The sequence below is a fragment of the Chitinophaga sp. W2I13 genome (genome assembly GCF_050434005.1).
In the GTDB taxonomy this organism is placed as follows: domain Bacteria; phylum Bacteroidota; class Bacteroidia; order Chitinophagales; family Chitinophagaceae; genus Chitinophaga.
On sequence record NZ_JBNPWD010000001.1, the window covers coordinates 2,903,332 to 2,917,839 of the forward strand.

The following is a 14,508-nucleotide window of genomic DNA, read 5'->3' on the forward strand; positions in this document are numbered from 1 at the left end:
CGAGGTTTGTTTACCCGATAAAGTTAACCCTGCATGGAATTTGAATCTGCATTGTTTGTTGTGAAATGGTGGAAGCGTGCACCTTTTCTGCGTATCATCGCACCATTAGTAGCTGGAATTACCCTTCAGCTGTATATACCGGTGAATCCTGTTTGGTACATTACAGCAGCCTGTTGTTGCATGGCAGGTGTATCAGCGTTTCGTTTTTTACCGCTGCAATGGCGTTTTGCCGCGGCCTGGCTACCAGGAATATTATGCTCCCTGTTGATCTGTTGTTGTGGCGGTTTGCTGTTATATAATGCCGATATCCGCCATAGCAAAGATTTTTACGATAGGTACCTGGTCGATACACCATTTTACCTGTTGCGCATAAATGAACCTCCACAGGAAAAGCCCCGTTCCTTTAAAACCACCGCACAGGTAATAGCCGTTTGCAAAGAGGATGAATGGTTGCCTGTTAAAGGCTGTTTATTGCTTTATACGGGCAAGGACAGTCTTTTACCTGCCCTTCACTACGGAGACGAATTAATTGCCAGGAAACGGCCCGAATTCATCAAATTTAGCGGTAACCCCGGGGCGTTTAACTATCAGCAATATATGGTAACACAACAGGTTTACCAGCAGGTGTATCTCGGCCCGGCAGACTTTTACCTGTTACCGTATAATCGTGGACATCCGGTACGCAGGTTATTGCTGCAGGCAAGGGATTATTGCCTGTATAATCTGAAAAAGTATATTGGTAACGGACCGGAAGCCGGTATGGCAGAAGCATTGCTTATTGGTTACCGCCAGGACCTTGACCGGGATGTGGTGCAGAGCTACAGTAATACCGGGATTGTGCACGTGATTGCCATTTCGGGAATGCATCTTGCCTTGCTGTACAGTACACTGCTATGGTTGCTGCAATGGCTACCAGCCCATCCCTGGATGCATGTAACAAAAGCAGTGATCATCCTCGTTGTGCTGTGGGGATTTGCCTTACTCACCGGTGCATCTGCCTCCGTACTCCGGTCTGCGGTAATGTTTACAGGTATTACTATCGGACGTTTTGTATTGCACCGGTATAGCAGCATTTACAATACTTTGGCGGCTTCCGCAACCATATTACTATGCTTTAATCCCTACCTGGTAGTGGATGCAGGGTTTCAGTTGTCGTACCTCGCCGTACTCAGCATTCTGCTTTTTTACCAACCTATTTACCGCCTGTTCGAGTGGAAACGCCGGTGGGCAGACTGGCTTTGGCAAATGACGGCGGTGTCGTTGGCGGCACAACTGATCACCACACCGGTGAGCCTATTTTACTTTCACCAGTTTCCCAATTATTTTTTACCGGCTAACCTGATCGCGGTGCCGCTGTCTACCGTAATTATTTACGGAGAAGTAATATTGCTGTTCCTGGCGCCGTTCGGGACGCCAGCGGTTTGGCTGGGCAGTGCATTGAAATATATGATCCTCGGAATGAACAGCTGCATCAGGTGGATCGGAGAGTTACCCGGTGCAGTGATCAGAGAAATTCACTGTTCGCTGGCTCAAACGGTACTGCTTTATCTGCTCATTGCGGCGCTGGCGCTATGGTTGCTGGTAAGGTTCCGGCCTGGATTGTGGATGGGACTTCTTTGTATCTGGGGGTTTCTGATCGCCCGTGTCAGTTGGGTGACCGCCTGCAAGAGACAATGCAGTATTATTATCTATAACGTGCCCGCCTATACGGCCATTGATTGTATTAAAGGTAACCTGGTACAATTTGCCGGTAATGATAGTGTATGGCAATTACCCGTAGCACAGCAACTCCTGAACACGCGCGCAAACCTGCGCGCGCATGCCGGTACACCCGCTTCTTTTCAGCAATATGGCCGCTTCCTGAGCTTCGAGGGAAAGCGGATACTGATTATAGACAGCGCGTTGCCGGGTCTGGCGCCACCTGAAAAATTTAAGACCAATTATATTTTATTAACACGTAATCCACCAGTGAATATCAGGCAACTGTGCGATTTTTATGCGTTTGATACACTCATTTTTGCGGCTTCAAATAGTGCACGAAGGATTGAGAAATGGAAAAGTGATTGTGATACCTTGGGAATGCAATATTATTCTATTGGAGATCAGGGGGCGTTTATTTTGACATGCAGGTAAAAATGGAATGATAGGTGTCTGAATAGTACAGGAGACAGCTTGCAGTTGGATGATATCGTTTTTCGTTGACCGGCCGCCGCTCATTTTAAAGCCCGCGGCTATCAGCATAATGTATACTGGTGGCCACGGGCTGTTATAGTTGAGCAATATATTAGAAGACAAAGGGAACCAGATCCCGGGCCCAAAGCAAAGTCGGCCCGACCGGGAGATCATTTAGCGCGATTGTTTAATCTGGCTTTCCAGTTGATCGATTTTCTTTTGCATCCGGATCAAATGTAATGTCATTTCTTCCATTTTTTCCAGCAGCTTTCTGTTTATCTCACCCAGATCCTGGCCGTTTTCCGCAACGTCTTTAGCCGAAGGCATATCTGGTAAATGTTTATGCTCTTTCACAAACTTTTCGGTTTCGTAAAGCGGCATAATAGCATAGTTGTCACCAAACACATAATCCGGCCAGGGATTAGCCTGGGTTACTTTTACCCTTCTGGCGGCAATTGTGCCTTCCACAGCTAACTTGTTACTTTTGGGATCAACGGTACCTATACCTACGTTTCCTCCGCCAACTGCCATGATTATATCACCGGGAGAATTGGAATTTAGATATAATCTTTTATCAGAGCCGGCTGGATTAGATTCCAATACCAGATAACCTTCGCTGCTACCACGGATTCTTCCGCCAACGGCCCCGCCAAACGCAGTCCATTCATTGTAGGCGTTACCCAGGATCGCCGCTATTTTTTGTCCGGCAATGGTATCCTTTGCTGTAGCAATAACATGTAGCGGAGCCTGGGGTGAATTCAAATTAATCCCCACGCGACCAGAGGGTTGCCATATACCATTGCCCGGTAACATTACTGTACCAGCAAATTCATTTAAATAGGTAATCTCCGTTTGGTTTAATGCACTTGGAGAAATGGCTTCGTCTACTACACTCCATCCCTGGTAGTTAACGGGAATGTCCTGTGGCATGCTCCTGGCAAAGGCCCTGATAGCAAAACGCTGGTAATAATCTTTACTGTTCATGAAAATAACCACTTTGCCCCCTTCATTTGCAAGGAACATTTGTGGCGTATAGGCGCCAAAAGAAGATGCCTGTACATTGGAGAAAGTACCGTTATAGATATAGAAGTTGATGATGAGCCCAATTGGCTGGGTAGATCCGAAATTATAACCTTCAATTATGATTGTGGGCATTTCTGCACCATTGGCATATGGTAAATTGGTTTTGATTTTGGTACCATTTACCGGTGTATTATTTCTGGCAAATGTTACAACCGTATCACAAACAACCTGCGCTTTTGCGCTGACAAGCAGGCAAACCAGAGAAAACAACAAGATAATTCTTTTCATATAGGGATTTAATTTAAGCGGGTAAACAACAGATTAACAATTCGCAAAATAATCGATTTTTATAAATTTAAATAGTTATTTAACAAGTATTTACAGTCTGTTTCGCCCAGTCAAAAACATTCGTTTTTATATTCTCAGGATTGAGAAATGGAAAAGTGATTGTTACGTGTTAACTTTGCGCTTCTTTTCGGTTCCGGACCAGGGAGCCTATGTTATTAATTTCTAATGTTTTCCATTCATGCAAAAGCAAATTAAATCAGCGCTGATCTCCGTTTTCTATAAAGATAACCTGGAGAACATTGTTAAAAAATTAGGTGAACAAGGTGTTACCATCTATTCCACCGGCGGTACCCAAAAATTTATTGAGGACCTGGGAGTGAAATGTGTAGCAGTAGAAGACCTGACTGCTTACCCGTCTATTTTGGGTGGACGTGTTAAAACCCTGCATCCTAAGGTATTTGGTGGTATTCTGGCCCGCCGTGATAATCCACAGGATCTGGAACAACTGAAGGAATACCAGATTCCGGAAATAGACCTGGTAATCGTTGACCTGTATCCGTTTGAGGAAACCGTAAAAAGCACGACGGTAGAACAAACCATCATCGAAAAAATTGATATAGGCGGGGTGTCACTGATCCGCGCGGCCGGCAAGAACTACAAAGATGTGGTGATTGTTGCTTCGAAAGATCAATACGCCGACCTCGAAAAGGTACTGACCGATAACAACGGCGCTACCACCATTGAAGATCGCAGAAGCTTTGCTGCCAAAGCGTTTGAAGTATGCGCTCACTATGATGTGGCGATCTCCCAGTATTTCCTGAATAATGAGCCCGGCGTAAATTTCCAGCTCTCTATTCCGGAAGGACAAGTGAACCGCTATGGCGAAAACCCACATCAGCGTGGTGTTTTCTATGGTAACCTGGATGAAATCTTTAACAAATTACATGGTAAGGAATTATCCTTCAACAACCTGGTGGATGTAGACGCTGCGTGCCAGCTGATCCAGGAATTTGAAGCGACTACCTTCGCTGTGATCAAGCATACGAACGTTTGCGGCATTGCTTCCCGTGGCACACTGAAAGAAGCCTGGGATGCAGCACTGGCAGGCGACAAGGAAAGCGCTTTTGGCGGCGTACTGGTAACCAACAGGGTAATCGACAAAACCACTGCCGAATCCATCAGTGAAATTTTCTTCGAAATCCTCATCGCTCCTGGTTTTGATGCCGATGCACTGACCGTGCTGCAGGCCAAAAAGAACCGCATCCTCCTGGAACAGAAACAACCGGTAAAGAGCAAATACATGTTTAAAAATGTATTGAACGGCGTTTTACTGCAGGACAGCGATAATGGTAACTACAAAGAATGGAACGAAGTAGGCGCCCGTCCTGCTACACCCGCTGAAAAATCTGACCTGGAGTTTGCCAACATCGTTTGCAAACACCTGAAATCCAATGCGATCGCATTAGTAAAAGATCAACAACTGATTGGTAAAGGATGTGGCCAAACCTCCCGCATCGATGCACTGCGCCACGCCATTGAAAAGGCCGGCCAGTTTAGTTTCGATCTGAAAGGTGCAGCAATGGCTTCCGATGCTTTCTTCCCCTTCAATGATTGTGTAAGCATTGCCCACGAACATGGTATTACAGCAGTAATCCAGCCTGGTGGCTCTATGAGGGATAACGACTCCATTGAATTCTGTAAAGAGCATGATATGGTAATGGTAATGACCGGCATGCGCCACTTCAGACACTAATCGTAATTCATGGAATTTATAAGAGAAAGCACCGGAATTCCCGGTGCTTTCTTATTTTCATCTTATAATATTCAAAAAAAATAATAGTATTGTCGACTTGTAAATCAATATCATCCTAAAAGCCAAGGCCATAAGCGAATAGCTGCTACAAATGTCTTTTATTCAACAAAATATCATGCAGGATGCAGATGATGCCTGGTTGATCGGGGAGTTTAAAACCACCGGTAAACTGGATTTTCTTGCCGCCCTTTACCAGCGTTACATGAACCTGGCATATGGGGTATGCCTGAGATATTTTGATGAAGAAGCCAGCAAAGATGCCGTAATGCAGATCTTTGAGGAATTAATTATCAAGGTAAAGCAACACGAAGTCCAGAATTTTAAAAGCTGGTTGCATGTGCTTGCCCGTAATCATTGCTTAATGAAGCTGCGGGCAATGAAAAATAAGGAATCCCGGCAGGTATCTATTGATGATCACCTCGTTGTGGAAAACGGTGAAAACGGGCATCATGAAAACGGCGTATCACTGGAAGATAACCTGCAGAGTATGGAAAAATGCCTGGAAACTTTACCGGAAGAACAAAAACGCAGTGTAGACTTGTTTTACCTGAAAGAGAAGAGCTACCGGGAAGTGAGCGTTATTACAGGATATGAAATGAATAAAGTAAAAAGCTACATCCAGAACGGAAAGCGTAACCTGAAAATATGTATGGAACAACAAGATGACTGACAAGCGGCCACATATAAAACCGGAAGAACTCGCCGGGCTCATCCGCCAATACCTGGCGGGAGAGCTGGACGATAAAGCCATGCATGCCCTGGAACGCCAGGCCCTGGACGATCCGTTCCTGGCAGACGCGCTGGAAGGCTATGCACTGCATGCTCCGGAACAAACGGTCCACCAGGAAGATCTTGCCTCCAGGCTGTCGGAAAGGGTCGCGCCCAGAGGCCGCATCCGTCCCATGATTTACCGGGCCGCAGCAGCGGCAGCTATTTTATTGTTGATGTTTTCTGCAGGCTGGTTCCTTTGGAACCAACAGCGAACAGCACCTATTGCCAACGTAAGCACGCCGAAACCATCACCGGAGGCGGCACCCGTATACTCCGAACATGGAGACACCGCCCCATCGGCGGTAAGTGCTGATCATCCCGCTAAAAAAATTATGCCTGCAACACCCGTTAAGCCGCTAACAGTTGAGAAGCAAGCAAAGGAAGAACAGGCAGCAGGAGCCTATAAAACAAAGCCCGACTTCAAAAGCGAAGCAGCAGATAAAACAATTTCTCTTGCAAACAAAAGAGTGTCTGACACGGCAGATATGTTTGGTGCTGTACCGGCCGCTCAGGCCGAACGCACGGACCAGCAGCGGAACTTTATTCCTCCTCCTTCTGCCGAAAAAGAGAAACAGATAATGATCAGGGGACGAAGTAAGATGCTGAATATACCGGACAGCCAGCATAACGCATTAAACGACGTAGTAGTAGTGGGTTACGGTGTGCAGAAGAGGAAAAATGTCACAGGATCGGTGAGTGTGCTCAGACGCGACTCTGTTCCCAACTCCGGTACAGAGACTGCATTAGCCGGAAAAGTGGCTGGGGTAGAAGTCTCGTCCGATGATGCTGATAACACCGATTACCGGGAACCCGCTCCAATAACAGGAGAAACAGCCTTTGAAAACTATCTGAAAACCAAAACAGTTAACCCGGAAAATAAATACAGTGGTACAGTGCGTGTATCCTTCATCGTTATGCCGGATGGTAGCCTGCAAAACTTTAAAGTCATCCGTCATCTGAATGAGGCCTGTGATGCGGAAGCTATACGGGTAATCAAAGAAGGCCCTGCATGGACACCCGCTTCAGACGGAAAGCCCGCTAAAGTAAAGGTGAGGGTAAAGTTTACCGTGCAAAAAGATAAGTAGTTATTTCCGCTCCTTCCACTGCTGGTTAAAGGATTTAGACGCGAATACAGGCAGTTCCCTGTTATCTCCCCAGCTTTTGGCAAAGAATCTTCGCAGCAGGAAATTTTTCATTCTGCCGCTGGCCATGTTCATCATTTTACGGCTGGTACTCCCTTGTTTCCACATAAACCACGCAAATTTTTCTCCACCGGAAGTATAGTTTTCCTCTACGGCTTTCTGACGGTTATGGAGCAGCAGTTCATGCAGGTTAATGCGCACCGGGCATACTTCGGTACAATTACCACACAACGATGAGGCAAAACTCAGGTGCATGTAGGAATCCATCCCTTTGAGATGAGGAGTAATGACAGCGCCGATAGGGCCGCTGTAAGTGGCAGCATAAGAGTGCCCACCAATATTTTTATAAACAGGGCAGGCGTTGAGGCAAGAGCCGCAACGGATGCAGTATAAGCTTTCACGTGCAGTAGTATCCTGAAGAATGTTGGTACGGCCATTGTCCATCAGGATGACATACATTTCTTCCGGACCGTCTATTTCACCTTCCTGCCGGGGACCGCTGAAAATACTGTTGTAAGCGGTGATCTGCTGACCGGTACCATAGGTCGCCAATAAAGGCCAGAACAGGCTGAGGTCTGTAATAGAAGGAAGTACTTTTTCAATACCTACCAGTACGATATGCGTTTTGGGGAAAGCAGTGGTTAAACGTGCATTGCCCTCATTTTCCGTAACGGCAATGGAGCCGGTATCTGCTATAATGAAGTTGGCGCCGGTGATACCTATTTCGGCCTGAAGGTATTTGTGGCGAAGTTTTTCGCGGGCAACAAGGGTTAATTGCTCCGGAGTGAGACCGGGATCAGTGCCAAGTTTTTCCGCAAACAAGCGGGCCACATCTTCCTTGCTTTTGTGCATGGCCGGGGTAACGATGTGGTAGGGCGGCTCTCCGTCGAGTTGCTGTATGTATTCGCCGAGGTCAGTTTCTACACATTCGATGCCATTACTTTCCATAAAGGCATTCAGGTGTACTTCTTCGGTGGCCATCGACTTGCTTTTTACAATGCTTTTGCATTGTTTCGCCTGGCATATGGCCAGTATTTCCTGTTGTACCTGTTCCGCAGTTTCAGCCCAGATGACCTTGCCGCCGCGACGGGTAAAGTTTTGCTCAAATTCTTCCAGGTGATTATCCAGGTGCTCAATAGCTCTCCACTTGATATTCTTGGCCCTTTCCCTTGCGCCAGGTAAATCCGTAAACTGTTGTTTACCGGCCTTTACAGCTGTATTGTATTTGCCTATATTGAAGTTGATCGTCTGGCGGTGGCCGAGATCAGACGCTTTCTTTTCACTTTCTTCCAGAAAAGTAGATGCTGTTTGATGCATAAGCAAGCAATATTCCTAATTAAAGATAGTTAAATCCGAAAATGATTTACCCGTGTTCTTTTCTTGCGATGTTATCCAGCACTTCATAAAATTCCGTGCCGTATTTTCTGACCAAAGCATCTTTAAGGAAACGATACACTGGCACTTGAAGGGTTTTACCGTTCTTACACGCGGGTTTGCAAACCTCCCAGCGGTCATAATTTACTGCTTCAAATGTTTCGTACTTTTTAATACGGATAGGGTACAGGTGACAGGAAATCGGTTTTTTAAAATCAACCACACCATCATTGTATGCTTTCTCGATGCCACAACCTACTACGCCGTGATCGTCTATGGTTGCGTATGCACAAATACCTTTATTTACAATCGGGGTAACATATCCATACTCATCGTCGGTAGTATTGGTACCGGTGTGTTCAATTTCTTTGATACCATCTTCCCGCAGGTAAGATTTAATCTTCGGATAAATTTTCTTCAGGGTTTTGACTTCCGTTTTATCCAGCGGAGCCCCACAATCGCCCGCTACGCAACATGCGCCTTTACAGGCGGACAGATTGCATACGAATTGCTCCTCAATTACTTCGTCACTTATGTATTTATCGTCAATGATAATCATCTGGAATGCTCTTTTGCCTGAAATAACAGACAGACAATCTTATTTAAGACCACAAAGTTACAGCATTCAGGGCTTATCTCCAGCGCAGGGTTTCTACCATATGCCACATATCCTGTTCCAGGAACCGGTAAACGGGTGCGAGGGAATCTGCATTGGGTGTAACATCAAAATAAAGGGCGCCGCGCAGGAAGTGTTTTACGGAATCGGTAGCAAAGAATTGCTTTGAAGAGGCGGCATTACCACCTACTTCATAGAAGGTGCCGCTTACGTTATTAGCTGTATGGATCTTGTTTTCGTCGATGTATTCGGCCTTATAGGTATGCTTGTAGGTCATTTTAAAAGCATCGTCTACCAGTTTGCGGAAACTGTTGTTACCGGGGCCGATGATCTTGTAGCTCATATAAATTTTCCCGTTCAGGGAGGGGAAGTCAATATTGATCCAGTACGGGTTTTCCGGTGCTGCGCCAAAAAAGGAGGTGTCTTTGATGATATTGGCGTATGCCGGGTACTCAAATGTATAGGGGTATCCGGGCATATCGAAGGTGCGGTATTTTCTCTCCGGAAATTTCACCTGGAAATAGCCTCTGGGCTTTGGTGTGGGTACGTTTTCACAGGCGGCAAATATACACATCAGCCCCACGAGCAGGGTGAGGGCCTTTCCTTTAATCGCTGGCATTTTACGCTTATTTAGCAGGCAGTTACACTTTATCAGCTGCATCCGGCCTGATGGTTACCTGTACTTTCTGGATCCTCATTTTATTGACTTCCAGTACAGTGAAATCGAAGTTATTGTAGTTAATAACGCTGTTTTCTTCAGGAAATTTTCCGGCCAGTTCCAGTATAAGACCACCGAGAGAGTCACTTTCGCCTTTTACGGTTTCAAATGTTTCAGGGGAGATGTTCATGATGCGGCAAACGTCGTTCAGCATGGTTTTGCCTTCGAATACGTAAGTGAAGTTATCTACTTTGTTGTAGTTAAATTCTTCTTCATCAAATTCGTCTTTAATATCGCCGATTACCTCTTCCATGATATCTTCCAGGGTTACAATACCGGAGGTACCGCCAAATTCATCCACTACTACTGCAAAGTGCATTCGCCGGCTCTGGAATTCAGAAAGGAGGTCTTCGATCAGTTTATGGCCATGTACAAAGAAAGGCTGGCGCATTACTTCGTGCCAATCGAAGGTGTTGCCTTTGTCGAGGTGAGGCAGCAGGTCCTTGGTATGGATAACGCCTACGATGTTATCCAGGTTATCCTTATAAACAGGCAAGCGGGAATAATGCAGGTCGGCTACGCTTTTCACGATATCGCCGAAAGTGCTGTCATATTCCACGCCATTTACGTCCAAACGGCCGCGCATGATCTGTTTTACGGTAATATTGCCAAATTTCAGAATGCCTTTCAGGATATTTTTTTCCTCCTGGGAGGCGGTGGCGTCCACGCTCATTTCGATGGCCTCATCAATTTCGTGGTAATTAACCGGGCCGCTGCCACGGTGAAAGAAACGATCTTCAATGCTGGTGCTGAGGCCCACAAAAAAATCGCTGACCGGTTCCATGGTGGCATGTACACCGCTTACGAACCAGGCGAAATAGGTGGCAAAACGGATATTGTTTTGAGCTGCCCATACCCTGGGGAGTATCTGGCCGAAGAACAATAAGATGAGACAGATCGCGGAAATCCTTACCAGGAGGGATACTACCGGCAGTGTTTGCAGGTCTTCCATCTGGGTAACGAGGTAATTGGTGATCATAATAAAGGCGATCATGAGCAATATACCTGCGATTTGTAAGGAAGCGAGCAGTGATTTAGGTTTTTCCAGCAACCGGGTAATTAGTTTGCCGGAGGCGTTCTGGCGTGTTTTAAGCACATTCAGATCCTTGTGATTAAGGGAAAAGAAAGCTACTTCCGCACCGGAAACAATAAAGGTTAGCAGCAGCAGAATAAAAATAACAAGCAGAAATACCACCACGTTAGGGGCGCCAATTGGTGCGCTGGCTTGTAAAAAATAGGATACGTAGCTTGCCGAAAGGATGCCCAAGATGTTCAACTTTGATGTAATTAATCAAAAAATAGGGGAAAGTAATTCATGGAATTGCTTTCCCTGCACGCAAATATAAGTAATGTCCCTATATGGGATTACGTACATTCAAAACTTAATATTTTTTTGCAACTAAAAAGGCAGATCGTCTGCGGGTTCGTTCAGTGAAGGTGGTATTTCCAGTCCCGGAAAGCTTTCTCCACTGCCTGACCCTGTACTGCTATGGTGAGGTATGGGGTGATCTTGGTTGTTGAGGTCCATGCGTTTATCCAGCATAACCAGGTTATCTCCTACAACTTCGGTGGCAAATTTCTTATTGCCTTCTTTGTCTTCCCAGCTGCGGGTGCGCAAGCGGCCTTCAATATAAACAAGACTGCCTTTGTGCAGGTATTTCTGCGCCAGTTCAGCCAGTCCCCGCCATAGCACCACTGTATGCCACTCTGTTTGTGAAATGAGCTTGCCGGCTCTGTCCTTGAACGTTTCAGTGGTAGCCAGTGAAAATTTGGCTACTGCAATATTCCCTTCCAGAAACTGTACATCCGGATCTCTGCCCAAATTGCCTATCAGGATTACTTTATTAACACCTCTCATAGTTGTAGGTTTTTTTAGTCTATTGTTAAAAAGTTCTTCTTTTAATAAATAAACAACCTTCTTAAAGTTAATATTTTTTTCCAATCGATAGGGAAAAATTTCTTACTGGCAGCAGGTTAAGCCGGATTTTGTTACCAGGCACTATTCCTAAAGTGCCTTAACACTTAATGTATATTTTTATTCTATATGCGTGTTCACTAGAATAATTGCAGGTGATTACTTTCCAGAAAAGTGGTGATGGTCTTGGGAAAGGCATAGCTATTCAGGCTGTTGCGGGGTACCAGGGTATACCCGGGGATGGCCGGCGCCTTCTTCACGGTGATGCTAATGAACTGGCTGTGAATGGTTTGATGGGTGAGTTGTTGCTTAAATGGAGCAGACACCCGGTCTATTTCGAAAGGCATTTTTCCCAGCAGCGGTTCAAAGGCTCCGGACGATTGCAGCGCGGTGATGTCCGACGGACCAGCTGTTTCAATGAGAACAAACTCATGCAGGTTTTGCCAGATATCGCTATCTGTTCTTTTGCGGATATATATACCTTCCTTATAATGAACTAGGAGATAATTGAAATATCTTTTTTTGATCAGGAGTTTTTTTGTTTTTACCGGGAGAAGTGGAACAAGTTGTTCATGCAGGGCCACGCATTTTTTGCGGAGCACACATTCCCCGCAAAGGGGCTGCTGGGGCTTGCATACCACTGCGCCAAAGTCCATGATACTCTGGTTATATTCAGCAGAGTGGCCTTGCGGCAGCAGTTCCTGGGCAAGCACATCGAACTGCTTCTTTCCCGCGGTGCTGTCGATCGGCGTTTCAATCCCGAAATAGCGGGAGAGGACCCTGAAAACGTTGCCATCCAGCACGGCGTAAGGAAGATTGAAGGCAAAAGAGGCGATGGCTGCGGCCGTATAGGGACCTATTCCTTTAAGCGCTTTAATCTGTTCATACTGGTCGGGGAACTTACCTTGATAGGTAGCCGAAATTTCCCTGGCGGCTGCCAGCATATTTTTACAGCGGGCATAATATCCCAGTCCCTGCCATAAACGGAACACTTCTTCATCCGGTGCGACAGCCAGTTTTTCAACGGTGGGGTAGCGTTGAATAAACCGCTCATAGTATGGCCAGCCTTGTTCTACGCGGGTTTGCTGGAGAATGATTTCAGATAACCAGATCCGGTAGGGATTTTTTTCACCCTTCCAGGGCATGTTGCGGGTATTCGTTTCCCGGTTCCATTCCAGTAATTTTTCGGTAAAAAATTGTCGGGGTGATATCATTTATATATTATTTTAATAAAATTATTTAGTATATTGATATGGCAAATGCTGTACAAAAACCCTATGAGGTATACCGGATACCTATTTCCGGGCCTGCAAATAAATATAATTTATCGCCAATACCAGTTATAAGAAAAAATGATAAAATTTATTTGCTTAAAATTCAGCAATTAGAATTTTTAAATTAACTTTGAGAGTAAAGTAATCCTCTCGCTTTCATATGAGAAAAGCTGATTTAATTAACAACATTGCTGAAAAAACCGGCATCCCCAAAGTTGATGTATTAGTCACACTTGAGGCCATGTTTAAAGAGGTGAAAGAAGCTCTTGCTAACGGAGAACATATTTATATCCGTGGGTTTGGAAGTTTTATCACAAAAAAACGGGCCGCCAAGATTGGGCGTAACATCAAGAAGAACGTAGCTGTGGAGATCCCCGAGCACTTTATTCCGGCATTTAAACCTTCGAAAGAATTTGTTGCTGAAGTAAAGAAGCTCAAAAGTTCTTAGTTTTGCAGCCTAATAATTTAGGCGATGCAAAAATCACAAGTTCTTCTGGTGGGTGCTGCGGTAGCACTATTGGTGATATTATTCGCCTTTGGCCGTACTGTGCCCCGGTCAGAAAAGAAACCTATGTCATCTGCCGCCCCTATGCAGGGTGGACAGGATGTAGCACCTATTGCCTTCTCCGAACTGCTGGAAACAGCTAAAGGGAAAATTCCTGCTGAAAAACTTTTACAGGTAAATACTATTGAAACAAATGTTGTCCGCGGGGATGTGAAAACCCAACAGATAGCCGCGTACCATCAATTGTACAACACCTGGGACAGCCTCAACCAGCTGCCCGTAGCCGCATATTATCTTGGCGAAGCCGCTAAGTTGGAAAATTCCGAAAAAAGCCTCACCTTTGCAGCCAATTTATTTTTAGCCCACTTGCAACATGCAGAAGATCCGCGCGTAGCAAAATGGGAGGCCCAGCAGGCAATCACTTTGTTTGACCAGGCGATACAATTGAATCCGGCAAACGATACGCTGAAAATATCACAGGCCATGGTGTACATGAACACCGGCGAACCTATGACCGGCGTAGCAAAGCTGAGAGAAGTCGTTGCAGCACACCCTGATAATATTGATGCACAGGTTACTTTAGCTAACCTGGCTATTACATCAGGTCAGTACGATAAAGCTATCGAAAGACTGGAAGGCGTTGCGAAGAACCACCCGGATAACGCAAAAGTGTTATTTGTGCTGGCAGAATCGTACAGAAGCAAGGGAGATAAAAAGAAAGCGATTGAACTGTTTGAAAAAAGCAAACAACTCATGACCGATCCGGAACTGAAGAAGGAAGTAGATAGTTATATTAAAAGTATTCAATAATATTATTTTTCAATCATTTAAAAAAGTATCAGCGTATGCCTTGCGGTAAGAAAAGAAAAAGACATAAAATTGCCACTCACAAGCGTA

Annotated in this window: 13 protein-coding genes; 6 read left to right on the forward strand and 7 right to left on the reverse strand. The window is 45.4% G+C overall.

What is annotated here, in order from left to right:
- Positions 1–33: 33 nt before the first annotated feature.
- On the forward strand, positions 34–2,133 hold the full coding sequence (locus QFZ48_RS11885; protein ID WP_429062391.1) for a ComEC/Rec2 family competence protein: 2,100 nt from the start codon (positions 34–36) through the stop codon (positions 2,131–2,133).
- A gap of 213 nt (positions 2,134–2,346) precedes the next feature.
- Here the strand turns inward: QFZ48_RS11885 and QFZ48_RS11890 are convergent, their stop codons facing one another.
- Positions 2,347–3,483: a hypothetical protein gene (locus QFZ48_RS11890; protein WP_429062393.1), complete on the reverse strand. Its 1,137-nt coding sequence runs from the start codon at positions 3,481–3,483 to the stop codon at positions 2,347–2,349.
- A 238-nt stretch (positions 3,484–3,721) separates the two neighbouring features.
- Between QFZ48_RS11890 and purH the strand changes: the two genes are divergently transcribed.
- The 3 genes from purH to QFZ48_RS11905 all read left to right on the forward strand — a co-directional run bounded on the left by purH (position 3,722) and on the right by QFZ48_RS11905 (position 7,152).
- Positions 3,722–5,236, forward strand: a complete 1,515-nt coding sequence (purH, locus tag QFZ48_RS11895; RefSeq protein ID WP_429062394.1) for a bifunctional phosphoribosylaminoimidazolecarboxamide formyltransferase/IMP cyclohydrolase — start codon at positions 3,722–3,724, stop codon at positions 5,234–5,236.
- Positions 5,237–5,387: 151 nt separating this feature from the next.
- Entirely contained in the window at positions 5,388–5,966 is a 579-nt protein-coding gene (locus QFZ48_RS11900; protein WP_429042765.1) for an RNA polymerase sigma factor, read from the forward strand.
- Entirely contained in the window at positions 5,959–7,152 is a 1,194-nt protein-coding gene (locus QFZ48_RS11905) for a TonB family protein (protein WP_429062395.1), read from the forward strand. The genes QFZ48_RS11900 and QFZ48_RS11905 overlap by 8 nt, the downstream gene beginning before the upstream one ends.
- Here QFZ48_RS11905 and QFZ48_RS11910 read toward each other — a convergent pair whose 3' ends face one another.
- The 6 genes from QFZ48_RS11910 to mutY all read right to left on the reverse strand — a co-directional run bounded on the left by QFZ48_RS11910 (position 7,153) and on the right by mutY (position 13,046).
- Complete coding sequence (locus tag QFZ48_RS11910; RefSeq protein ID WP_370908686.1) at positions 7,153–8,526, reverse strand: LutB/LldF family L-lactate oxidation iron-sulfur protein; 1,374 nt, start codon at positions 8,524–8,526, stop codon at positions 7,153–7,155.
- A 46-nt stretch (positions 8,527–8,572) separates the two neighbouring features.
- Positions 8,573–9,142, reverse strand: coding sequence for a DUF3109 family protein (locus QFZ48_RS11915; protein ID WP_370908685.1), 570 nt, complete (start codon positions 9,140–9,142; stop codon positions 8,573–8,575).
- 73 nt (positions 9,143–9,215) lie between these two features.
- Positions 9,216–9,818: a hypothetical protein gene (locus QFZ48_RS11920; protein ID WP_429042759.1), complete on the reverse strand. Its 603-nt coding sequence runs from the start codon at positions 9,816–9,818 to the stop codon at positions 9,216–9,218.
- Between the two features lie 22 nt (positions 9,819–9,840).
- Entirely contained in the window at positions 9,841–11,184 is a 1,344-nt protein-coding gene (gene gldE, locus QFZ48_RS11925) for a gliding motility-associated protein GldE (RefSeq protein ID WP_429062398.1), read from the reverse strand.
- A gap of 132 nt (positions 11,185–11,316) precedes the next feature.
- Entirely contained in the window at positions 11,317–11,775 is a 459-nt protein-coding gene (locus QFZ48_RS11930; RefSeq protein WP_079471287.1) for a single-stranded DNA-binding protein, read from the reverse strand.
- Positions 11,776–11,972: 197 nt separating this feature from the next.
- Positions 11,973–13,046, reverse strand: coding sequence for an A/G-specific adenine glycosylase (gene mutY / locus QFZ48_RS11935; protein ID WP_429062400.1), 1,074 nt, complete (start codon positions 13,044–13,046; stop codon positions 11,973–11,975).
- 220 nt (positions 13,047–13,266) lie between these two features.
- Here mutY and QFZ48_RS11940 point away from each other — a divergent pair, with 220 nt between their 5' ends.
- Entirely contained in the window at positions 13,267–13,554 is a 288-nt protein-coding gene (locus QFZ48_RS11940) for an HU family DNA-binding protein (RefSeq protein ID WP_073084475.1), read from the forward strand.
- A gap of 24 nt (positions 13,555–13,578) precedes the next feature.
- A complete protein-coding gene (locus QFZ48_RS11945) occupies positions 13,579–14,421 on the forward strand; it encodes a tetratricopeptide repeat protein (RefSeq protein WP_079471284.1) in 843 nt (280 codons plus the stop codon).
- Positions 14,422–14,508: the final 87 nt, after the last annotated feature.